General features: G+C 39.4%; 19 protein-coding genes and 4 tRNA genes. 7 read left to right on the top strand and 16 right to left on the bottom strand.

All coding sequences use genetic code 11. The features are described from left to right. Positions 1–18: 18 nt before the first annotated feature. Both G8E00_RS13885 and G8E00_RS13890 read right to left on the bottom strand, forming a co-directional pair. Positions 19–657 (bottom strand): fumarylacetoacetate hydrolase family protein, encoded by a 639-nt coding sequence (locus tag G8E00_RS13885; protein WP_166225523.1) that lies wholly within the window; start codon positions 655–657, stop codon positions 19–21. A gap of 54 nt (positions 658–711) precedes the next feature. Then, a complete protein-coding gene (locus G8E00_RS13890) occupies positions 712–1,212 on the bottom strand; it encodes a YcxB family protein (RefSeq protein ID WP_166225526.1) in 501 nt (166 codons plus the stop codon). Between the two features lie 259 nt (positions 1,213–1,471). Between G8E00_RS13890 and G8E00_RS13895 the strand changes: the two genes are divergently transcribed. Next, on the top strand, positions 1,472–2,800 hold the full coding sequence (locus G8E00_RS13895) for an SRPBCC family protein (protein WP_406741440.1): 1,329 nt from the start codon (positions 1,472–1,474) through the stop codon (positions 2,798–2,800). A 47-nt stretch (positions 2,801–2,847) separates the two neighbouring features. On the opposite strand, the gene G8E00_RS13900 is transcribed toward G8E00_RS13895, so the two are convergent. The 6 genes from G8E00_RS13900 to G8E00_RS13925 all read right to left on the bottom strand — a co-directional run bounded on the left by G8E00_RS13900 (position 2,848) and on the right by G8E00_RS13925 (position 4,777). Further along, positions 2,848–3,579, bottom strand: a complete 732-nt coding sequence (locus G8E00_RS13900) for a hypothetical protein (RefSeq protein ID WP_166225529.1) — start codon at positions 3,577–3,579, stop codon at positions 2,848–2,850. Between the two features lie 150 nt (positions 3,580–3,729). Beyond that, positions 3,730–3,806 (bottom strand) — tRNA-Arg (locus G8E00_RS13905). 210 nt (positions 3,807–4,016) lie between these two features. After that, complete coding sequence (locus tag G8E00_RS13910; protein WP_166011028.1) at positions 4,017–4,214, bottom strand: hypothetical protein; 198 nt, start codon at positions 4,212–4,214, stop codon at positions 4,017–4,019. Between the two features lie 256 nt (positions 4,215–4,470). Beyond that, positions 4,471–4,547, bottom strand: a tRNA-Arg gene (locus G8E00_RS13915). Positions 4,548–4,592: 45 nt separating this feature from the next. Beyond that, positions 4,593–4,669 (bottom strand) — tRNA-Arg (locus tag G8E00_RS13920). Positions 4,670–4,685: 16 nt separating this feature from the next. Then, a tRNA-Ser gene (locus G8E00_RS13925) sits at positions 4,686–4,777 on the bottom strand. A gap of 267 nt (positions 4,778–5,044) precedes the next feature. Here G8E00_RS13925 and rnr point away from each other — a divergent pair. After that, entirely contained in the window at positions 5,045–7,567 is a 2,523-nt protein-coding gene (rnr, locus tag G8E00_RS13930) for a ribonuclease R (RefSeq protein WP_166225532.1), read from the top strand. Positions 7,568–7,652: 85 nt separating this feature from the next. Here rnr and G8E00_RS13935 read toward each other — a convergent pair whose 3' ends face one another. Further along, positions 7,653–7,955, bottom strand: a complete 303-nt coding sequence (locus tag G8E00_RS13935; protein WP_166225535.1) for a hypothetical protein — start codon at positions 7,953–7,955, stop codon at positions 7,653–7,655. Between the two features lie 314 nt (positions 7,956–8,269). Here G8E00_RS13935 and G8E00_RS13940 point away from each other — a divergent pair, with 314 nt between their 5' ends. Genes G8E00_RS13940 through G8E00_RS13950 form a run of 3 tightly spaced genes read left to right on the top strand, consistent with a single transcriptional unit; the run spans position 8,270 to position 11,033 of the window. Continuing rightward, positions 8,270–10,324, top strand: coding sequence for a M3 family metallopeptidase (locus G8E00_RS13940; protein WP_171522928.1), 2,055 nt, complete (start codon positions 8,270–8,272; stop codon positions 10,322–10,324). A 39-nt stretch (positions 10,325–10,363) separates the two neighbouring features. Continuing rightward, positions 10,364–10,564, top strand: a complete 201-nt coding sequence (locus G8E00_RS13945) for a YheV family putative zinc ribbon protein (protein WP_166011318.1) — start codon at positions 10,364–10,366, stop codon at positions 10,562–10,564. A 25-nt stretch (positions 10,565–10,589) separates the two neighbouring features. Next, positions 10,590–11,033 carry a hypothetical protein gene (locus G8E00_RS13950; RefSeq protein ID WP_166225541.1) on the top strand — a complete coding sequence of 148 codons (444 nt, stop codon included), beginning with the start codon at positions 10,590–10,592 and terminating at the stop codon, positions 11,031–11,033. 227 nt (positions 11,034–11,260) lie between these two features. Here G8E00_RS13950 and G8E00_RS13955 read toward each other — a convergent pair whose 3' ends face one another. The 5 genes from G8E00_RS13955 to G8E00_RS13975 form a co-directional block, all read right to left on the bottom strand. After that, a complete protein-coding gene (locus G8E00_RS13955) occupies positions 11,261–13,456 on the bottom strand; it encodes a TRAP transporter large permease subunit (protein ID WP_166011039.1) in 2,196 nt (731 codons plus the stop codon). Positions 13,457–13,703: 247 nt separating this feature from the next. After that, on the bottom strand, positions 13,704–14,312 hold the full coding sequence (gene rrtA, locus G8E00_RS13960; RefSeq protein ID WP_166011041.1) for a rhombosortase: 609 nt from the start codon (positions 14,310–14,312) through the stop codon (positions 13,704–13,706). A 91-nt stretch (positions 14,313–14,403) separates the two neighbouring features. Further along, positions 14,404–15,462: a hypothetical protein gene (locus G8E00_RS13965; protein WP_166225544.1), complete on the bottom strand. Its 1,059-nt coding sequence runs from the start codon at positions 15,460–15,462 to the stop codon at positions 14,404–14,406. A 516-nt stretch (positions 15,463–15,978) separates the two neighbouring features. Further along, entirely contained in the window at positions 15,979–16,368 is a 390-nt protein-coding gene (locus G8E00_RS13970) for a hypothetical protein (RefSeq protein WP_166011045.1), read from the bottom strand. Further along, positions 16,368–16,628 carry an FAD assembly factor SdhE gene (locus G8E00_RS13975; RefSeq protein ID WP_166011047.1) on the bottom strand — a complete coding sequence of 87 codons (261 nt, stop codon included), beginning with the start codon at positions 16,626–16,628 and terminating at the stop codon, positions 16,368–16,370. Before G8E00_RS13975 ends, G8E00_RS13970 begins: the two co-directional genes overlap by 1 nt. A 182-nt stretch (positions 16,629–16,810) precedes the next feature. On the opposite strand from G8E00_RS13975, the gene G8E00_RS13980 reads away from it, so the two are divergent. Then, positions 16,811–17,983 carry an acyl-CoA dehydrogenase family protein gene (locus G8E00_RS13980; RefSeq protein WP_166225547.1) on the top strand — a complete coding sequence of 391 codons (1,173 nt, stop codon included), beginning with the start codon at positions 16,811–16,813 and terminating at the stop codon, positions 17,981–17,983. Between the two features lie 115 nt (positions 17,984–18,098). Here the strand turns inward: G8E00_RS13980 and G8E00_RS13985 are convergent, their stop codons facing one another. Together G8E00_RS13985 and G8E00_RS13990 are read right to left on the bottom strand one after the other, a co-directional pair. Next, positions 18,099–18,767: an HAD family hydrolase gene (locus G8E00_RS13985; protein WP_166225551.1), complete on the bottom strand. Its 669-nt coding sequence runs from the start codon at positions 18,765–18,767 to the stop codon at positions 18,099–18,101. A 265-nt stretch (positions 18,768–19,032) separates the two neighbouring features. Further along, positions 19,033–19,983 (bottom strand): RluA family pseudouridine synthase, encoded by a 951-nt coding sequence (locus G8E00_RS13990; RefSeq protein ID WP_166011320.1) that lies wholly within the window; start codon positions 19,981–19,983, stop codon positions 19,033–19,035. Positions 19,984–20,738: 755 nt separating this feature from the next. Between G8E00_RS13990 and G8E00_RS13995 the strand changes: the two genes are divergently transcribed. Continuing rightward, positions 20,739–24,221, top strand: a complete 3,483-nt coding sequence (locus tag G8E00_RS13995) for an Rne/Rng family ribonuclease (protein WP_166225554.1) — start codon at positions 20,739–20,741, stop codon at positions 24,219–24,221. Positions 24,222–24,268 lie beyond the last annotated feature (47 nt).

A 24,268-nucleotide genomic window follows, 5' to 3' on the forward strand; every position in this document is an offset into this window, starting at 1 on the left:
TTTTTTTATCTTGGATCATCACTTCACAAAGGTAGTCCAAACAAAATCTTGGTGCTGTCCATTTAAAGTCATTTTCAGTTGATCACCTGATTTTAAAGCAGCAACTCCAGCTGGCGTTCCTGTCATGACAACATCGCCCACTTCAAGTGAAAATGCTTGGCTAATATCTGCCAATAAAGAACCAATATCAAAAATTAGAAAAGAGGTATCGCCTTTTTGACGAAGCTGATCATTGACCTCTAAGGTGTAATGCACTTTATCCCAAGCCTCAATCTCCGCAACATCAACCCATTCAGCCAAAACACATGAACCATCAAACGCTTTAGCACGTTCCCAAGGCTGACCTTTTTTCTTTAAGTCATTTTGAAGATCACGTAAAGTCAAATCTAATCCTAAAGTGACGGCACCAATGGCTTCTAATGCTTTTACAGGATCAGTTTCACCTTTTAAAGGACGATCTATACGTAAGCTTAACTCACACTCATGATGACAATTGCCAAGGGCTGTATTCCAAGCAATTCCCTCATCTAATGTTGTCAAACTACTCGGTGGCTTAATGAATAAAACTGGACGATCAGGTACAGCATTTCCAAGCTCTTTGGCATGATCTGCGTAACTACGTCCTACACAGACAATTTTTGATGGACGTGAACTCATGATTTTGACTCTCTTCACTTTATACGGTTACATGATTGATCATGTCGACTTGCATTACTTTTGAAAGGTTTTTTCAAAGAGTTTTTGATCAGCTTCAGACGCAAATGCACGTTTAGGTACAATAATCACTGTCTGATTTTTCATTTCAATCATATACGTCAATTTACCAATAGCGAATCGTTTGGTATCTGCATAGGAATTGACTTGTTTTGGACGTCCACTTGAAAAAAGCTCGAAAGAATCTTGAAACAAGTCGACACCTTGTTCACTTTTACCAAATTGATATTTGTTAAATTGACGCTTAAAAATCATTGGAAGGAACCAAAAACGCATCAATATTTGTAGGAAAATAAAAAATGACCCAAGCGCAACATAATAACGCCCAACCCCATTAAAACCTAAATACAACCCCCAAATCACAATGGCTATACTGACCAACGGTGTCAAAAAACGACTGATTTGTTTTTTCCCAAAAGTCGCAAGTGCAAACCCATCTTGAGATTCTTCAAGATTTAAAAAGTATCGTAATGAGAGCGCAGGGTTCAAGTCCGACATAGATTATTCAACACATTCGTATGCAAGTTGTCAGAATATTACACCAGATTGGCAAAATAATTCACTGTTGTTTTTAGCATTTTTTATCGTAATTTACACAAGCACACTGTTGTCTTCGTACAATTAAAAATTAAAATTAGACATAAAATAGGATGTGATCACCTATTTTCTTAGTCATAAAAAATATGACCAAGTAAATGATTTAAAAAAATTTGAACACTCGGTCAAAACTATAAAAATAGATGAACATAGGATGCTCATGAATATCAATAAGTCAACATTAAATACCAAATACAAACATATTTTTTTCATACTCCATATCTGTATGGGAATGACATCGATCTCACATGCAAAAATTCTCACATGGAAAGACAATATCCCAAGTAGCTTGAGCCAATTTCAAAACAATCCTGAACAACTGGCCCATTTAGCCCAAGATAAAATTGTCATTTATACCCTTCCAGCAACCAAGACTTCCCTTCCCACACTGAAAACCGATCCGAACCCTATCGCAAATTTTACCACAGCAGCAGTAGTTGTTCCTGTCAGTCCTAGCGCTGTGGAAAAAACCATAGGCAACTATGCAGAATATGTTGGGCTTTATCCCACATTAAAATCTGCAAAAATACTTGAACGATCTGGCAACATCACTCAAGTCAAATATAAGGTGTCTATACCCACACCTATTCCTGTGTTGAACTTTAATGAAGATGTGACATTTCAACATCAACTGGATAAAAATAGCTTAGCCAGTATAGTGATTGATGCACCCATTCCTTATGGCGTGGGCAAAATCGAATGGTTTCGCTTAGCTGAAAATAAGACCTTGATTACATTGACCCAATGGGGTGATTTAAACCATCCCAAAGGTTTTGTATTTAGTAAAATTATGAATGCTGTACCTGAAGCCAAATTGGGGATTCCAAGCGGCACCAATACGTTTATTTTAGAATCGCTAAGGAAGCGTTTTTCCGCAAATACTAAAACAACGACATTGTCAGCTGGGGAGTTTCCGCAAGTATATCTCAGTCCTGCCCAGTTAGAGAAAGTCAGCCAACTCAGTCAAAATACACAGCATCCTGTCAGTTTTGTGCATTTACCATCTTCAGTGCCGTATAAGCATAGCAATGAGAACTTACGTTTTGTGACGACTTATCAATACTATAGTCAATCTCCACAACAATTACAGAAATGGACTCAACCCAATGCGTATAAAATGTTATTTCCAAGACAAATAAAAAGTATAAAGACCACAGCGCTTGAACATGGTAGCCAAGATGCTGAGTTTAAAGTCAGCGTTGGCTTAGGGGTCATTAATATTCCATTTCATTTTAAAATGAATTTTAACTATCCAAACGCCACATCAAATGCGTTTTATGCCAATGGCGGTGATTTAAAATATATCAAAGGTACGACTGAATTTAATGCCCATGCAAAAGGTACATTACTTAAAATGGTGACCGCCATGAAGATTGATGAAAAAGCCCCATTTTTAATACGTGCTGCACGTAGCCTGCCTTATCATGATGTATTACCCACCGTTGGCGGTAATGTCGTCTTCGCTGAAAAAATTAAGGCAAAGAATTGAGACTAAAAGACCTCAATTCTTTTATTTAAAGATCCATCCTCAAAAAATTAAAACAGAGTTAATGGCACAAAGACCGCATCAGCCGCCAATGCAAATGGGGTCAGCGCTACTTTTTTCAGGAATAGCCCTTGGTTGACTGTTTTTTTAGTTGATCCCTTTGCATAGATATCAATTGCATAATTCTGACTGAATTTTTCAAATTTTATATTTTTCAATTCATTACTCAGCCCAACCACCTGCCCTTTCAATTGGATATTCTTGACCAACATGGTTGTAGATATTTTATTGCCTACGTCGATTCTTTTTGATTGTGCACCCAATTTTCTAATTTTTTCAATTTCATCATTACTAAGTTTGGTCTTGGTATAATACAGATCGATAGAACCGCTAAAATCTAATGCATGACTATCATTTTTATTTTGCTCCAAATTGATCACCAAACGGCAATCGCATCCTTCATATAGTTTTAATCGCCAATACTCATGCTCAGGCATCGACTGAATGACCTTTAATGCGTCTCGTGCACCTGAGTCAATTTTGTAAGCATATTTTTGACCAATAATCATGAGTTGTGGTGCATTGGTTTTATTTTTAGTTTGAACCTGAACAAAACCAAGCAATAAGTCTTGATGAAGAAGTTCACCTTGCGTTGTTTCTGTTTTGACGGCTTTATCCATAGACAATGGACCACCCGCGTCTGTCCAAACCAGTGCGGTACACCCATTTAAAATCAAACAAGATGTGATTATTGCGATTGAATTTAAGATATTTTTTTGCATTTTCTTGTACTTATAATGAGATAATTAATATAAATAACATAACGTTATTATAAAAATTAATCAATATGCATCTACTACTATAAATGACAGGCACAAAAAAACCGCAACATGTGCGGTTTAATCTAATTTTACATCTCTCGATGATCAAGTTGGTGCGCTCAGAGAGATTCGAACTCCCGACCCCTTAGTTCGTAGCCAAGTGCTCTATCCAGCTGAGCTATGAGCGCGACGTCTTGATGGAACGCATTATACGCATTTTGAAATAGGATGTAAGTCTTTTTTAATAAAACACGAATCAAATGTTTAGTATTTAAACATAATGCGAATAATCGATGAAAAATAAAACAAAACCAACAATAAATATAAATGCTTACAGATGAATTCGCTAAAATGAGACTAAAAATAATACCCATGATTAAAATCAAATGACTTAAAAATTAACTCACAGAAATCAATTGCAATTGAGACATACAATCCGCGCAATAAATCACGTGATCTTCAAAAATATTTTCGATCATTAAAACATAAACAAACCCTGTCAAGGTTCGATTACAGCCGTCACACTGACGTAAATCAATATGACAGGTGAAGTCCACATGGTCATAGATGTAATAGCCATCCGTATACTTATTCATTGTTCCCTTTCTTGTTTTGTTTACTCTTTATAATATACCGCGCGATGCTTTAAATAACTTGAACACAGCTGCGCTGTGCGACAAAACTAGTCGCATATATTTATTGAACTATCCATTAAATTGATGCAATTCACGCATGTCAAAAAACAGATCCATTGAACAATTGATTGAAGCATGTGTTATGAGCAAAATTCAGGCACAAAAAAACCGCAACATGTGCGGTTTAATCTAATTTTACATCTCTCGATGATCAAGTTGGTGCGCTCAGAGAGATTCGAACTCCCGACCCCTTAGTTCGTAGCCAAGTGCTCTATCCAGCTGAGCTATGAGCGCGTACTTGAGTTGTCTTTCGACTTCGTTACAACGATTTAACTTGATTGGTGCGCTCAGAGAGATTCGAACTCCCGACCCCTTAGTTCGTAGCCAAGTGCTCTATCCAGCTGAGCTATGAGCGCATTTCAAGTTTTTCGTTGGCGGTGAGAGAGGGATTCGAACCCTCGGTGGGAGTTAAAGCCCACGCTCCCTTAGCAGGGGAGTACCTTCAGCCACTCGGCCACCTCACCGTAACGAGTCGCCATAATACAAACTTCGACCTCACTCTTCAAGTGAGTTTTCAAAAAATTATAATATTTTTGATCAATCATATATTTTTTATACGATTTTCGGCTTTTTTAAAAAATTTCGTACATTTTCGGCAAAGAAATATAAAATAAGGAATGCACAAAACTATAAAATTGATGCGAAAAACACATTATTGCAATCAATTACGTGCAGTATGCGTCATCATGACTTATGCTAAACCTATCTTCTGACATGAAGCAAAGGACATTATGAAAAATTGGGTCGACCCTGAAGCTAAAGCGGAAGCTGAACGTTACGATAATCCTATTCCAAGCCGTGTTCTTATTTTGGAAACGATTGAGAATAAAAAACAACCTCTCTCCCATTCTGAGTTTGTCGAAATTTTTGAAATTGCCGATCAAAAAAGTATTGAGGCTTTGAGCCATCGTTTAAGCGCAATGGTGCGTGATGGCCAATTGATGAAAGATGGATTTAAATTTCAGCTAATGGCTGATCAACCTACCTTTGATGCGACGGTTTATATCAATTCAAAAGGTTTAGGTTCTGCAAGCTTAGACGGCAAAAAAGATGAAATGCTATTGCCTGAGCGCGAATTGCGCCAAGTGTTTCATGGTGACCGTGTCAAAGTACAACAAACGTCTGTAGACCGTAAAGGAAAAGCTTGGGGCTTTATTACAGAAATCACGCAACGTCGTGTCAAACAAGTGATTGGCAAATTGGCAGAATTTGAAGGTGAATTCTTTATTCAACCAGCAGCACCAAACGCACATCAACCGATTCCACTTGAAAAGGAGTTGGTTGAACATGCAACTGTCAAAGTTGGGGACTTTGTACGTGTTGAAATAGATGACTATCCAACCCGTGATGAATTTGCAACGGCACATATTGTGCAATCTATGGCAGATAAAGCGGATACTGAAATCATTATTCCACAAACGATTTTAGAATTTGGATTGCCTTTTGAGTTTCCAGAAGCAGTTATTAAGGAAGCTGAAAACTTTAAAGAACCGAATGCCAAAGACATTCAAGGTCGAATTGACTTACGTAATTTGCCTTTAGTAACTATTGATGGTGAAGATGCACGTGACTTCGACGATGCTGTATATGCTGAAAAACGTCCAGGTGGTGGTTACCGTGTCGTGGTTGCAATTGCCGATGTCAGCCATTATGTACGCACAGACAAGCCTTTAGATGATGAAGCGCAAGAGCGTGGTACCTCTGTGTACTTCCCTCACTTTGTTTTACCGATGCTTCCTGAAGCACTCTCAAATGGCTTATGTTCTTTAAATCCGAGCGTTGACCGTCTTTGTATGGTCTGTGATTTAAAACTGTCTCGTGCAGGTAAAGTGACCGGTTATGAGTTCTACCCTTCGGTGATGCATTCAAAAGCACGTTTAACCTATGACAAAGTTGCACAGTACTTTGAAGGTGATAGCGCTGCGATTACTGAAGATCGAGATGTTCGAAAATCCTTAAATACATTGTTCCAACTTTATCAAACACTCAAAGGCTTACGTGCTGAACGTCATGCGATGGAGTTTGAAACGGTTGAAACCTATATGACCTTTGATGAGCTTGGCGGTATTAAAGAAATTCTGCCACGTAGCCGTAACGAAGCGCATAAATTGATTGAAGAATGTATGTTGCTTGCTAACGTTGCTGCAGCTGAATATGCACTGAAAAATGATATTCCAATGCTGTACCGTGTGCATGAGCCACCAGAGTTTTCACGCATTCAAAAAGTGCGTGATTTTGTGAAGCTTTTGGGACTCACCTTCCCTGAACAGCCAACGCAAAAAGATTATCAAGCCGTGATTGAAGCAACCAAAGATCGTATTGATGCACCAAGCATTCACTCGGTACTTTTACGTTCAATGATGCAAGCATATTATGGTCCAAATAACGCAGGTCACTTTGGCTTGGCTTATGAAGCCTATACACATTTCACATCACCAATTCGTCGTTACCCTGATCTTTTGTTACATCGTGCAATTAAAGCACATTTGCAACACAAGCCTTCTCCGCTTTCAGGTGGTGCTTTAGAAGAAGCAGGTACACATTTCTCTGCGACTGAGCGTCGTGCAGATGAAGCTTCTCGTTCTGTAACGACATGGTTGAAATGTCACTACATGAAGCAACATATTGGTGAGGAATTTGTTGGTTCAATCAGTGCAACAGCTGAATTTGGCTTATTTGTGACCCTGAAAGATCTCTATGTCGATGGCATGGTTCATGTCAGCCAACTCGGTGATGACTACTTCGTTTATGATCAAGCAAGTCAAAGCTTGGTAGGTCAAAACCGCGGTCAAGTGTTTAGCTTAGGTGATGATGTCCGTATTAAAGTTGCTGGTGTCAATCTTGAAGAGCGTAAAATTGACTTTGAGTTAATTCAACAACTCAGTCATGGTGGTCGCGCAATTCGCAGTCGTGCTCCACGTGTAGCAAAAGAAAGCGTAAAACCAACGGGCAGACCAAATACCTCTCAAGCGAATCCAACAGCGCAAAGACAGAACACCAGAACTGCGACCAAACCGATTACTAAAGAAGAAGTCTTTGACCGTATGTTTAAAGAAGCTTCTGAGATCATTACCATTGAAGATGATCGTCAACCTGTTCGTAAGAAAAAGGCGAAATCTAAACCTGTAAATTCTGCAAAAAAAGCAGAGAAAAAATCGACTGCTAAGTCTGCTGAAGCGAAAGCAAAAGACAAGGCTAAGAAAAAAGCTAAGGCCAAAAAGAAAAAGGCCAATGCAAAATCCAAACTTGATTAAACAAACAAAAAGAGCGCTTCGGCGCTCTTTTTTATTTTGGAATGAAATGTCTAAATCAAAAATGGGTTATATTTATCCAAACTCATTACAGACTGCATTTATTTAAAATTGCTTCTTCTACGAGAGCTTGTAGAAGTGTTTCATATAAATAGTTTTCATCATAATAGCTATTCAATTGGTTTGCATATTCTACGTTTGCAATCACTAAATTTCTTACAGGAATATTAATACTGCAAATATCTGCTTGTTTATGATCAGCGAGTTCCTCATATACTTTTTCATGTGTTTTCAGACCCAAGCGAAAAGCTTCAAAACTTCTCTTTTTTTGATGAGGCAGCTCTCCCAATTCAAGTTGAAATCTTGCCATTTCGGGCGATAAATGATTCAAAATTTGGCTTATATTGTAATCTTGCGTATGTCCTAATGGTGATAATCCGAATATCGCAATGCAGAAAAACTTTCTTATTAAATATCATATTTAAAAATAAAGCCTTATTTTACATTATATAAGCTGTGAAAATCGCATGCTTATTAAGGTGTAATCAATAGTTCATATGTCGTGCTGAACATTAAGTGAATATGAGATTTTGAATAAAACTTAAAACTGTTCATCTCAAATAACATCTTTACTCAGCTTTATTCACCTAACTCCCTTGATTTCATCTCTAAAAACCCCTACATCTAATACTATCTTTAAACATAATTTGGCATAACGAAATGACTTTAGAAAAGGCGACTTTGCCTGTTCCACAATTTGATCAAATCACACTCGATCAGCTAAAACAAAATATCGAAAAAACCATCCAAAGTGGGCAAACATTTTTAGATGAACTCAAAGAAGTTCCACCGACTATTCAAGAACAGCTCAATGCTTTAGAAAAAATTGATACGCTTGAAAATGAAATGAGTGAATCTTGGGGTGTGCTTTCACATCTCAACGCGGTAATGAACAACGCTGAAACACGTGAGGTTTATCAAAGCATATTGCCAAATTTAAGTGAATATTACACCCAGCTTGGTCAACACAACCCGCTCTATCAAACTTATCAGCATGTCCATGATGCATCTATTTTTGACACCTTACCTCCAGCCCAACAAAGTGGCATAAAGCTCGCTTTACGCGATTTCAAACTTTCAGGCGTGGCTTTAGAAGGCGATGCAAAAAAACGCTATGCTGAAATTTCTGCACGTTTATCTCAACTGGGTTCAGACTTCTCTAATCACGTTTTAGATGCAACTCAAGCCTATTTCAAACCTTTGACTGAAGAGCAATTAAAGGGTTTACCGCAAAGCAGTATTGATCTGCTCAAACAGTATGGTCAGCAACGTGAACTTGATCAGCCTGTAGCAACATTAGATTTTCCGTCTTACTTGGCCATCATGACTTATGCAGAAGATCGTGAACTACGTGAAGAGCTTTATAAAGCATATACAACTCGGGCTTCTGATCAGTCAGACAAAACTGAGTTTGACAACACTGAAGTGATGCAAGAAATTCTAAAATTACGCCAAGAAATGGCGAATTTGTTGGGTTTCAACAATTTTGCTGATTATTCACTTGCCAGCAAAATGGCACCAAATGTAGAAGCAGTTGATCAATTCTTAGTTGAGCTTGCTGAACACGCGCGTGCTCCTGCAACCCAAGAAGTTGAAGAATTAAAAGCTTTGGCGAAAGAACAAGGCATTGATGAAATCAAACCTTGGGATACCACCTTCTATTCTGAAAAACTCAAAGTACAGCAATTCAATTTATCGCAAGAATCACTGAAACCATATTTCCCAACACCAAAAGTGGTTCAAGGCTTATTCAGTATTGTAAATCGTCTATACGGTATTCAAGTTGTAGAGCGTGAAGCCCCAGTTTGGCATAAAGATGCGCGTTATTATGAGCTGGAAGATCAAGGCACAGTGATTGGCGGTTTCTACTTTGATCTCTATGCACGCAGTGGAAAACGTGGTGGTGCATGGATGAGCGGGTTTAGATCTCGTATGCAAACCAGTCACGGTTTACAAAAACCAATTTGCTATATGGTCGGCAACTTTACCCCACCTGTCGGTGATCAACCTGCACTTTTGACGCATGATGAAGTGGTCACCTTATTCCATGAATTTGGACATGGTTTGCATCACATGCTGACGGAAGTGGATTATATTTCTGTAGCAGGTACGCACGGCGTTGCTTGGGATGCTGTTGAGCTTCCAAGTCAATTTATGGAATTCTGGACTTGGGACAATGAGAGTCTAGCACTCATTAGCGAGCACATTGAAACCAAAGAATCTCTACCTGCTGATTTACTCAAAGCACTTTTAGATGCACGGTTCTTCCAGTCCGGTATGCAAACACTACGTCAAATCGAGTTTGCATTATTTGACTTATATATCCATCAGCAAACACCTGCTTTAAATGCCGAGCAAATTCAAGAAACATTGAATGATATTCGAAGCAAATATGCCGTTATAGCGACAGCACCATATAACCGTTTCCAACACAGTTTCAGTCATATTTTTGCAGGCGGTTACGCTGCTGGATATTACTCCTATAAATGGGCAGAAGTTTTAGCCAGTGATGCTTTTGATCGATTTGAAAGTGAAGGTATTTTCAATACCGAAACAGGCAGTGAGTTTAGACAGTTCATCCTAGCAGTTGGCGGAAAAGTAACTGCGCGTGATGCATTTATCAATTTCCGTGGTCGTGAACCAAAAATAGATGCATTGTTACGTCATCAAGGTTGGACGAACCAGTCGAAAAACGCTTAAACTAGGTTTACTTTTTGATTATAGGTGAGAGTCATGTCTATTAAACGTCGTTTCATTGCAGGTGCTAAATGTCCTAAATGTGAAGCGATGGACCGAATAGTCATGCTCACCACTGAAGATGCTGAATGGATTGAATGCGTGGAATGTAACTATTCTGAAAATCGACCAACTTATGTAGATCAACCAGAACAAGAAGTTGTACCAGATGAAATCGGCGTCGTTCAATTCAAACCGCGTTAAGAACATTTAAATCGGGACAATAAAAATGACAGAAGATCAAACGAACAATTCTAAATTAATGTGGGTCATTGTTGGGGCATTGGTGGTTATCGTGGCGTTGGGTGCTGCGTATATGTGGTTGAACACTAAAAACACTCAAGATCAAGATAAAGAACTTGAGCAGTTAGTCAACACCACACCTAAGCCAAAACCAAAAGTGAAAGCGCCACCAGTTGCGGAGTCTGTTCAAGCTGCTTCTGAAGCTGTAGATGAACATGCTTTGGTGAATGAAGACATTTTGCGAGAGCAAGTTCCGCAAAATGCGTCCTTAGCCAAGGAGGAACTTGCACGATTGGAAGACATCCAAAAGCAATTAAATGATCAAGATGAAAGCTTAAAGGGTCAACATCAAGATGCTGACAAACTGATTCAGCTCAAAGAAGAGCAAATTAAGTTGTTAGAACAACAGATGAGCGCAAAGAACTCTTAACATGATCATTATATTTCAATAAAAGCCCAGTGATGGGCTTTTATTTTGTCCATGCTATTCAGCTGTTCTTGGTTCTCACCCCCCTGCTGATGGAGAGGTAGATCAACTTTAAGCTTTAAAAATAAAGTCATGATTTCAGTTTAAATAATACATAGGGTTCTGTTAAATAATAAAAAACCAGCAATCGAAATTGCTGGTTTTTTAAATACTGATCTTAATCTAAGCGCTTATTTGTTGGCGTACCAATCAAATAAATTTAACAGATACGGCGCATAAGTCACAATAATCAATGATGTGAACAGCACCATCATTGGCAATAACCAACGTTCATAACGATAATAGAAGCTGGTGTATTTAGACTTAGCTTCAGCATCTGCGGCGGCGACTTCTTCATCCCCCACAGACAACCTCGTCAGTAAGTGATTCAGTGCAACTGGCGGTGTCACATAACCAAACTCGAAGGCAACCAGTACTATCATCCAGAAGTGAATTGGATGTACACCATTCTCATATGCCACTGGTGCAATGGTTGCTGCGACCAAAATCACCGCACCAAATGGGTCGGTACACATACCAATGATTGCTAGCAATATCGCCATAAATCCAAGTGTGATGAGTATGCTACCTAAATGTGTCGGTAACATGGTGACCACTTCAGCTCGTTCAATGAGTCCACCCATACTTGCTGACAATGCCATAAGGATAATAAGTGCACCAATATGCCCAACACTTTCAGAAGTTGAGAACCAAACTGAGCTACGGAAACCGCGTTTTTGCTCAGCAGACGAACCATGAGTACGCATGTATTCAGAGTTTTTCTCATGCTCCAAAACCAAGGCGTTGTTATTTGGTGGTACTGGAACACGATGTCCAAACCACTTATCAAACATAATAAAGCCTAACAACATAAATGGCAGAATGACTGGTGCTGTGAACTCATCCATTTGCGTATCTAAACCATATTTATAGAACGCAACAACCAACAATGTAATCAATACATAAGGAATCACAGGCCATAATGCTTTTAACATGCCTGGTAAAGCGACTTTAGGCGGATTGATACGGAACTTTTCTTCAGCAAGGTATAAAGAAACACCCAAGAAAATCAGTGCTGTTAACCAGAACACGTAAATACCATGATCAAAGAGTTCATCTGATGTCACATGACGGCTATCGAGCATTGAAATCAAAATCACCAACAAACATGGGCGAAGCACAACACCGAGCGAACCAGACATTGCTGAAACGGCAAGTGCATATTGACGACGTGCACCTGAATTCCACACTTCTTTATAAATAATTGCACCTGCAGCGATAACGAAAATACCTGATGCACCGGTATAAGCGGTCGGGATTGCCGCAGCAATCAGAATAATCCAAGTGAGCGTTTCAGGCGCTAAATTCCAAGGACGTAAGATGGCAAGGAACACATCCATGACACGTGTTTGAGTCAGTAACATCCCTGCCCAAATAAACAAAGCAAGATTTAAGAAGATGCCCGAGAACTCAACCAACTGCCCTAAGTAAATCCCTTGCCCCATTGGATAATCCATGAAGAAGGTAAACGCAATACCTGTCAAAATGGCCATAAAGGCATATAACGGTACACTGATGAGAGCTAGACCTATACTTCCACCTGACGGTGCATCTTTTGGAATTCTAAATAATTGATAGAGACTAATAAGACTTAGACTCACAAATAGAATAATCCACAACCAATACACACCTAGGGTTTCATAAGTTGAATTCACCCCAGAATGAATTACAGATTGATACTGGCTCCATACTGAGAAAGCCAACAATGCATTACCCACGACCATACTGATTGAATACACAGCAAAATCGAGCTTGGTCTTTGGTGGTCTTAAACTGATATGATGCATTTTCAATGATGCAGTGATACATGAAATCACAACCATCAACAATAAAATCAATACGCGATTTTCAGTACCAAACTTGAAAATACCAAAGAATGTGGTCTCAATGTTTCGATAAGTACGAATCGTTGGATGTTCATCTAGATATTTATTGGCCTTATCATAGTACGCATATTTTTCCTCACATTGTTGCTTCGCTGCGAGTACAGATTGACGTACATCTTGTTCTGATGTCGTACCAAAAATATCAGCAAACTCATCATTTGCATTGGATTGCATTTGTTGTGTGACCAATGCATCGACGTTCGGATTTCGATCACAGGATGGCTTTTCAGGTTCAGCTCTTAAAAAGGAATATTGCATCCCAATTTTTTCATTACCATATAAGTTTTCACCTATACGCAATAACTGACCATGAATCATCTCACCTGTCCCAATAATCAAGGTGAGCAACAATAAAGCCAAAATAGAAAATGTAGAAATCCATTCTGTCCAAATACGACCTAAAGGACCTAGTCCTGGTTTATTTTCTTTGTATTCACTCATATTAGTTCCATGTTCAGAACATCTTATTCATCAAAAGATATGATTGATATTCTTTTCCTAGAGGGGATTTCCTTCCCCTGTTTATACGTTTTTATAACATCGTATTTATGCAATGTTTTTTTATCTATTTATATGGCAGCATTTGATTTTTTTCTGTTTTTATTACAATACCTTTTTTAAATTCAGCCTAATATAGAATAAAAAAACACCATTTAAACAATTTATATTATTGATATGTTTAAAAATTTTACTCAATCACGTCAATATTCTTTTCAATATAATGATGTTTATCAAAATATAGCCTGTAAAAAATAAACATTAACGATAACAAAGCCCCCCATATAGCACCAATATAATGTGCCTCAATGAGTACTGGACTTCCGATTAATTCACTGGTTGCAAATGAACCTAAAGTTAATTCCCATACAATTTTGATCGCAACAAAACCGAGCACCATCAATGAAAAAATGCGTTCTTCTTTGTATTGGAAAAAGTAAATGGCCAGTGCAACATACATCCCATGCAAAACTCCAGAAAGACCTGCATAGGCTTCTACGTCAGGATGATCAAAGTAGAAACTTAAACTGACCAATGGCGGTAGTAAGAGTAATAAAATAATGAGATAGCGGTTACTTGCACGTGGAAATAAAAAAGGCAAACATGCAAAGGCAACCATATTCAGGACGAAATGCATCCAACCGACATGAACCCAATGCGCTGTCCACCAACGCCAAATTTCTTCAAAAAAACTCGGACGCCAATAGATAAAAAAATGTTGGTAGACTTGAAGACATCCAGAAATACAGACACAAATGGCGAGTAATAATACTTTTTGCACCAAAATTTTTTCGTTCATTTTACACTCTTATTATAATGAGAATATAAGCACCAACTGGGGTACTTATATTCTCTTCAACACTATTCAATACTTTGAATCTAGTAAAAAACTACTGTTTTATGTTGTCATCAGGCGCAGGCAAATCAAATAAATCATCATCTGCTTTATTACCTTGTTCATCCCAGAACTGAGTTAAACCATCATCAGCAGCACGAACACCTGTATGTTCAGTCCAGTAGCGGTCTGCAATCGCTTGAACCATCTGCCCCGCCATTGAGTCAATCAATCTAAATTCTGGATTGACTGGCTTGTCATCTGCGCGTGATGCAGCATATGATTTTAAAGCATCACGAATTTTTGCATCATCACCACTTGCTTGAGCGGCTACAGCATATAAAGCGTGAGACAAACGTACACCTTTTTGTTCACCAATTTGCATAGATTGTTTTAACGTTTGGTATGGATCTGGTTTACCTTCGTTAGCACCTGGTAACAATGTCCAAATCACAGCGCGTGTTGCATTCGGAGCGCCCCAATACTTATTGTTATCTAAACAAACCATACCACGTTCGACAATGGCAGCAATATCTTTAGGAACATTGACCTGACCACCTGAGTTAATGTCATTGGTCATTGCCTGCAAACCACTGAGCATGCCCAATAGATAAACAGTTTGATCAATATCCTTGCGCATTTTTGGACAAGAATCACCTAAAGTATATTTGTTTTTGGCTTGCCAACGCTCTGCGAATAATTGATAACCTGTATATTGACGTTCTGCAGCAACGGCAGCCCAACGTTTTTGTTCAATTCGAGCGTCTTGTGCTTCAGTCACCTGACCCGCTTTTGAAGCGCGCAAATAACGAAGCTCAGCATTTAAAGCACGATTTTCTGCACACATGCCCGCTGCAGAATAAAGCAATACAGCTACACGTGTTGGATCGGCGCCCATATCCTTGGTTGCCATAATGGCTGGCGTTAATGCAGTCCCCTGATTACACACCATATCTGCATCACCCATTGATAAAATAGGTGGTACTAAATGTTTTTCACTGAAACCTATTGCAACGTTTGCACCCGTCTTTACCACCTGAGAACACCCAGATAAAACGCTTGAAACAACTGTTGCGGTAAAGATAACTTGGCTTATTTTTTTAACTGTAGACATCCTAGTCCCCTAATTAATAATTGTGTCTGCCATTTTGTATTGAGAAGTTGCTTTATCAATAAAATTTACAGATTTCTTCTATTACTTTTTCAGTCTGCCATTTATTGAAATATAAGAAATTGACCCAAATCACGCTTCTAAGAAAATTTAGGCAAAAAAAAGTAGCATTGCGACGGTTCAGCACATGCTACTTGTTAAATTGAAAAGCACTAAATGACTTTCTTATTGTTAACCTTCGTTTGCTCGATTCGTTCCCTCAGCACTGTTCCTAGTCTCCCTACTACAATCGCTAAAACAATAGCAATCACTAGAAACAACCATGTATGAACTTCAGACATTTGAAATTCCTCGTTAGCTGTTGGTAGATTTAATGTACATGCTTATTGGTGCGATAGACCCAATAATTGTCTAACAATTGATCAATATTTTATTGTTGGTTTAAAAACCCGACGAATGGTAGATTTTTTCGATAAATATTTGTTTTTAATTATTTTAAATAAACAAAAAGAACCTTAATTAATTCAATTTAGCTCTAGCTAGCAGTCTTTTCCATTGTATTTGATCAATTTGGTCTTTCCAAATCACCAACGATTTTGGATTTTTTTCTTGAAAATAAATCACCATATAGAAGTGATGATCGATGATTTTTCTTAAACTGACGCGATGAATTTTTTGTTGATTTTTTAATTTCAGCGACCATTCCTGATCATCGAGTAACTCTAATACTTCCACTTGATTCGGCTTGAACAACAACCAGACCAGCAGGTATCCAACCAGTGCAATGATCCACCAGATAAGGGGTAATGACACATAAGCAAGCAAAATAATCATACAAAAAAATACACATTGGAACGCAATCGCTAAACGACTCCGCCCCAATTGATAACGATCATTCACTCCATGCATTATTCACCATGCACATAGTTTTTCAGTTTTTGAATAAACGTACGTAGCTCAGGTCTTGGAGGTTCAGAAACCTCCATAAACCAGTCCAACAAATCCGGATCTTCCTGTTCCACTAATTCAGCAAACATCTGTCTTTCAGCTGCATCTGCTTGTAGATAATGTTGCTTCACATAGGGATCAAAATATACATCAATTTCTTTTAAACCACGACGTGCACGGTAAATGACCTTACGCTCTTCAAGCGTTAATTCATCATACATAATGTTCCCCTAAATGTGTTCATCCCTAGTTTAACCGATGGTTTACGATTTTTGTTCGAAAATATGTACGAATGACCAAACACATCATTCATAGTCAACAAATGAGCATTCAACTCATTGAAGGTTTCATCAACATCTTTTATTTTTAAAATATTCTAAAAACACAAATGGATATAATCAAAATGCAATCTGCAGCAATACGCCCTTTGGACAACATGCTACCGCGCAAATTATTAACCCCTGAACATGAAGCATTCAGAGAAACTGCTCGCAAGTTCTACACCAAAGAAGTCGTACCGAATATCGAAAAATATGAACAACAACAGCATGTTGATCGCGATCTTTGGAATAAAGCAGGTGAACTTGGATTATTGTGCACCACGATGCCTGAAGAATATGGTGGTTCAGGCGTCGATCGTCTTTACAGCATGATTATGATTGAAGAACAAGCATATGCAGGCGATTCTGCTTCAGGCTTTTCATTACATTCAGATATTGTCGCAAATTACATCAACAACTTCGGTAATGAAGAGCAAAAGAAACACTGGTTACCCAAAATGGCAACTGGTGAAGTGGTTACAGCCATTGCAATGACTGAGCCTGGTACGGGTTCAGATTTACAAGCGGTGCGTACCAGCGCTGTGCTTGATGGTGATGAATATGTCATTAATGGTTCTAAGATTTTTATCACCAATGGTTATTTGTGTGATATGGCCATTGTGGTGTGTAAAACAGGCAATAGTGAAAAAGGTTCTGCCAATTTGTCATTGCTTATCGTTGAAGCCAATCGCGCTGGTTTTAGCAAAGGCAAACCTTTAAATAAGATTGGGATGAAAGGTCAAGACACTTGCGAATTGTTCTTTGACAATGTTCGTGTACCTAAAGAAAATCTACTGGGCATGGAAGGTATGGGCTTTATTATGCTCATGAAAGAACTGGCTTGGGAACGTATGCTTGTTGCAATTATTTGCCAAGCAGGTGCGGAAGCTTCTTTTGCACACACTGTACAGTACACCAAAGATCGTAAAGCTTTTGGCAAACCGATTGGTGCTTTCCAAAATACACGTTTTAAACTGGCAGAATTACGTACAGAAATTGATTTCTGTCGAACCTATCTAGACCGTTGTATGGAATTACAACTGGAAGGTACGCTTGCTGTAGATGCGGCTGCGGCAGCCAAATATAAAATTTCAGATATGTTCTCAAAAGTCGTCGATGAATGCTTACAACTACACGGTGGTTACGGCTTTATGTTGGAATATCCAATTGCTCGCGCTTATATCGACAACCGTGCAAATCGTATTTATGCAGGAACCAATGAAATCATGAAAGAATTGATTTCTCGCTCTCTATAAAATCCAAATCAAAAGAGCAGCACTTGCTGCTCTTTGTCACTTTTAAATATGCTTATGTCTTTAATCACTTTTAATCACTTCAAAATAAGTGTCCAGTGTATAACGCAGGATTAAATTAGACCGCTTCTTTTAACTGGATTTGCTGATTTAAAATCGTATGTAATTGCGCAACTGTATTTGCAATATCAATAGGTTGATACTGTGCAAGTACATCCACAGTATGCACACCATAACTTACCCCCACGCGAGGCATATCGATATTGCGTGCCATTTCCAAGTCATAAGACGTATCACCAACCATAATGGCATTTTCAGTATCAATACCTGTGACTTCCAAAATTTCAGCGAGCATGAGTGGATCTGGTTTGGACTTGGTTTCACTTGCAGCACGTGTTGCCACAAACAAATCCGTACTCTGGGTTTGTTTCAATACACGGTCCAAACCACGACGACTTTTTCCTGTTGCAACGGCAAGTAAAATCCCTTGAGATTTTAAATCACGAAGCATTTCATCGACGCCATCAAACCATTTATCTTCTTTCGAGTGTTCAACATAGTGATCACCATAAGACTTTAAAATCGCTTCATGAAGTTCTGGTACAGAAGGAAATAACACTTGAGCCACTTCTGGTAAACCCAAGCCAATGATACTTTTCGCAGCTTCATCCGTTAACGGTTGATGAAACTGATCTGCTGCAAATCTTAGACTTTTAACAATTTGACCCACTGAATCAAATAAAGTTCCATCCCAATCGAAAATAATCAGCGCTACAGGTTTTTTCATTTTTCACTCTTAGTTCAACATGCATAAACATCTTATTCAGCATCAAATCTGATACGCGGAAATGTCATCCGCATCTGTTCGAGAAAGGATGCCATTAAATAAGTCATGTTTTTGCGAAATATTCATCAAAAATAGGTAGTGAACGAGTTCTGCGGATGACAATGGTTTTGCCTACTTTTGCCAAAACAAAAGTAGGTCGAACCGAAGGTTATTTCCAATCATAAAAGTTCAATTGAAAAGACTCCGTAGTGCTATTCATTACATTTTACATTACAGGTTTATCCGCCTTCTGCGCTCTTAACTGTGCTACCAAACTCTGCATATCTTCAGGCAATGGCGCTTCAATCGTTTCATACCCTGGAATTTCCAAACGCATCGCATGTAAACATAAACGACGAGGTTTTGGACCTTTATATTCAGTTTCATGACCATATTTATCGTCACCTACCAAAGGATGACCAATACTTAAACCATGCACACGAATCTGATGCGTACGTCCAGATAATGGTGATGCATACACCAATGTGGCGTGCATAAAACGCTCTTCAACGTTCCACTGCGTTTTCGACTCCTTACCTTCTTTAGATACACGTACACGACGCTCACCATTGGCAAGCTCATAACGATGTAGTGGTGCATCAATCAGTTGTCGATCTAAAGTCACTGTGCCTTTAACGACAGCCGCATAAGTTTTTTTAATCTTATGTTCACGAAGCATATCTTGCAGTAATTTTAAAGTACTACGTTTTTTTGAAATCATCACTAAACCAGACGTATCACGGTCAATACGATGAATCAATTCAAGATACTTTTTACCAGAAGCAGCACGTAAACCCTCGATCAAACCATAGGCAACACCGCTTCCGCCATGTACTGCAATGCCTGAAGGTTTATTCACCACCATCAAACCTTCGTCTTCATAGACCACTCGGCTCAATAAACTTTGTGCAACTTTGTCAGAAACAGGGACAGCATTTTCATCTTTTTGTTCATAGCGAATAGGCGCGACACGAATTTGATCGCCAATGTTAAGCTTAGTCTCTGCTTTTATACGTTTTTTGTTAACGCGAACTTGGCCTTCACGAATTAAACGATAGATACGACTTTTCGGCACACCTTTGAGACGAGAAAACAAAAAATTGTCGATGCGCTGACCCAATTGGTGCTCATCCACTTCAAACCAAGTGACGTTTTGCCATTCTTGCGTAGAATTCATACAGTTACGTTGACCTAAAAAAATACTAAAATCGATTAAAAACTGATCATATGGACTATATATTTCACAAGAAATATCAGTATAGCCCATAGGCAGATGATGTAAGGTTTGCTATAGTCAGCGCACGGATACCACCGTAAGTGAACTTTAGTTTAGATATTTCAAAAACTTTGAAATTTAACTAAATTGTTTTGTTCACCATAAACTCGGAATGGTCCCAAAAGAATATGCCGACGCCGAAGGCTTATTATATCGGCAAAAAGGCAAGCTGTTGCGTTTAATTGTGCTTTTGCACATAAATCAGTTTGTTTAAAAAAATATGTCGCCAACGTTAAGTTGGTTTTAAACGTAAACTGATACACATCAGAATAGTCGCAACCTGATAAAGTATTCAGGCAACAACGTTAGATGCATTGGATCTGCACAAAAAGCAATGATACGACGATAATTCCGTATCAAGACGTGCTCTAAAATGAATGAGCCGATCTTCAAGCTACGTGACAGTGAAAGTAACGATCATCCAATGCACCGTATGTCCGCCAGTGAATGTTCAGGTGCCTTTGATCAGTGACAAGATTGAAGCCGTATTGCTTTCATTAATACGTGAATCAAAAAACCGAAGCCCAAAAAAAGGCCGGTTCATAAAGCTTAGATCACAGTGTGTTTTAGAGATCTGAGTTTTGATCCATGATGTTTGATGTTCGCTACGTGAATAGCGATTTTTTGTTTGTGTATCACTATTAGGTGTTACACCCATGAAACGTATGTTGATTAATGCAACACATGCCGAAGAAGTTCGCGTTGCACTCATCACTGGTCACCGCCTTTACGATTTTGACTTAGAAAATCGTACTCGTGAACAAAAGAAAGCAAACATTTATAAAGGTCACGTCACTCGCGTTGAACCTTCTTTAGAAGCAGTATTTGTTGAATATGGTGCAGGTCGTCAAGGTTTCTTGTCGATGCGCGAAATTGCCAACTCTTATTACAAAGCAGACCCTCGCCAAACTTCAAACATTCGTGAACTTATCACCGAAGGTACTGAACTTCTTGTTCAAGTGGAAAAAGAAGAGCGTGGTAATAAAGGTGCTGCGCTTTCAACGTTTATCTCACTTGCAGGTCGTTACCTTGTCTTAATGCCAAACAATCCGAAAGGTGGTGGCATTAGCCGTCAAATTTCAGGTTCAGTTCGTGAAGAATTAAAAGAGATGTTGGCATCACTGAATGTTCCTCGCGGTATGAGCGTAATTGTACGCACTGCGGGTATTGGACGTTCACAAGAAGAACTTCAACTCGACTTACAACATCTACTTGATCTTTGGACTCGTATTCAAAGCCAAGCAAGCTCTGGCCCATCTCCAATGTTGGTTCACCAAGAAGCTGGCGTGGTTACACGTGCAATTCGCGATTACTTACGTGACGATGTTGCAGAAATCCTGATTGATTCTGAGCAAGCGTATAACGAAGCATATAACTTTGTTAAAGCGGTGATGCCGAATCAACTGGATAAGTTAAAAACCTATACATTGAATGAACCTTTGTTCGCTCACTTTGGTATAGAAAGCCAAATTCAAACAGCTTATGAGCGTGAAGTAAAACTTCCTGCTGGTGGTTCAATTGTCATCGACCAAACTGAAGCGTTAGTTTCTATCGATATCAACTCTGCAAAATCAACGCGTGGTCATGATGTTGAAGAAACAGCGCTCAACACGAACTTAGAAGCTGCAGAAGAAATTGCACGCCAATTGCGTCTACGTGATATCGGCGGTTTAGTTGTGATCGACTTCATCGACATGACCAAAGAGCGCAACCAACGTATGGTTGAAGCAAAACTTCGTGAAGCTACGCAAAGCGATCGTGCCCGTATTCAATTCGGTCAATTGTCTCGCTTTGGTTTGATGGAAATGAGCCGTCAACGCTTACGCCCTTCTTTAGAAGAAGCGACTGGTTATGTCTGCCCACGCTGTCATGGCACAGGTATGGTTCGTGACCTACGCTCTTTATCACTTTCGATTATGCGTAAAGTGGAAGAGATTGCGCTGCGTGAACGTCAAGGTGAAGTACAAGTTGAAGTACCTGTTGAAATTGCTGCATTCTTATTGAATGAAAAGCGCCACAGTCTTGTTTACTTAGAACAAACATCGAATGTACGTGTAACTGTATTGCCTCACCCGCATTTAGAAACACCACATTATGAAATTTCGTTCAATCCTGAAGGTTTTGCGCCAACCAGCTATGAACGTACTGAAGCAACGCGCAACAGTGAAAAAGAGTTGGGTTATGAATCTTCTGAATGGCATTTAGAAGAAGAACAACAAGTTCAACATAATCAATCACCTGCTCAACCAAACAAAAATGCTAAACGTAAAAATGGCAATGCTACTGTTCAAGCACCTGCGCAACAAAAGCCAGTTCAAGCAAAAGTAGCGACACCATCGACTAGCCCATGTGCTTGGTTAGAAAACTTGTTTGTACAAAAACAAGCGACCACAATTGATCAATCACGTACTGCAAACAATGCTGCTGCTGCGATTGAACAAATGATCAATGGCGGTGCAGTAAGTCGCGGTCAATTTGGTCAAGTTTTATCAGAGCCAACAGCTGCACCTATTGCTGTAGAAACACGTGCAATTGCAGACACGAATGCGTATATCTCGCATACACCAGCTTTAAAACAAGAGTCTCGTGACAGCAATGAACGTTCAAATGATAAAGACGAGCGTCCTCAACGCAACAACAAGAAAAATCGTAACAAGTCCCGTGAGCCACGCGAGCAAAATCAAGATCAACATGTGATCGAAGAAGTTGTTCAAGTGTCTCGTCAAGAAGCTCGTTCAGAACAACGTTCAGAGCCTCGCAATGAGCAACGCCATGATCGTCAAGACCGTGGTGAACAACGCAATGAGCAACGTGAACAAAAATCACGTCAACCAAAACGTTCAAATCAAAATGAACAACAATTTGATGCTCCAGCAGACCAAGGTGCTTTGCCACGTCGTGACCGCAATACACAGCGTCCACCACGTCCAAACCGCAATCGCGATCAAGCTGTATTAAATGAGCAATCAGTCGCAACTATTGCACCTGCTGTACCTACAGCACCACAAGTAAAAGTGGATTTGGTTGATGTACCTCGTCATGATGACATGACAACAGCACTCATTGTGAACTTAGACAACACTCAAAGTGAAATTGTTGCTTTGAATCCTGTTCAAGCTGTTGATGTCATCGCGAATGAAAAGCCTGCGCATGTTAAAGCGAAAGTTGCACCTGAAGCAGCTGTGGTTAAAACAGCTGAAACTGCTCCTGTAGATACTGTGATTGCAGAGCAAAAGCCAGTTGAAGCGACTCAACAACCGATCGCACGTGCAAGCAATGACCCACGTCAACGTCGCCGCAATAAGCATCGTGATGTGAACAAAGCGAAAACTGAAGCACCAAAAATCAACCCGTCACAAGTGCCTGCATTGGCTCAACACACGGTGATTAGCTTAATCCGCCATGTGTATGGTACAGATTGTTCAGTCCTGATTGAACAGTTTGGTTTAATTCCAACATTTAACCGCGCATTGCAAAAATTCACCAATGAATATATTGCAAGCTTGACTGTTGAAAGCAATGAACCTGTGGCAGAACAAAAACCTGTCACTCGTGATGTTGTCATTCAACCTGTTAAAGTTGAAGCAGAACCTGCACCAGTTCTTGATTTGACACCACCTAAACCTGTGTCAAATCGTGTTGCAAACGATCCACGTGAGCGTCGTCGCTTGGCAAAACTTGCAGCTGAGCAGGCGAAAAAAGCACGTTTAGAAGAAGCTGTTGCCCAAGATGCCGCCGCAGCTGAATCTCAAGTTGCTGAAGCACCTTCTCATACAGAACAACCAACTGAAGCAGAAGTTCAAGCACAGCAAGGTTTGACTGAGCCAGCAGTTGCAGTAAAAACTGAGGCAAAAGTCGAAAATGTAGCTGTAGCCGAAGCGCCATCTGCTCAAGTTGAAGATGTAAAAACTGAACAAGTTAAAGCATCTGAAACACAAGTTCAGCCAACGGATGTGAAGGCTGATGTTGCTACAGCAAAAGCTGAAAAAGCAGTGCCTGCTGAGAAAAAACCAACTGAAACTGTAGCTGAAAAAGCAGAATCTAAGGATGAAGCAGAAGGCGATGAAGAGGACAAGCCAGCTCGCCCTCGTCGTCCACGTGGTCGTCCGCCTAAAAAAGCGAATCCAACAGCTGAATAATTTGCAAAAATAACATGCAAATTCAGAAAACCTAGTCATTACGGTGA

The organism is Acinetobacter shaoyimingii, from assembly GCF_011578045.1.
Lineage (GTDB): Bacteria > Pseudomonadota > Gammaproteobacteria > Pseudomonadales > Moraxellaceae > Acinetobacter > Acinetobacter shaoyimingii.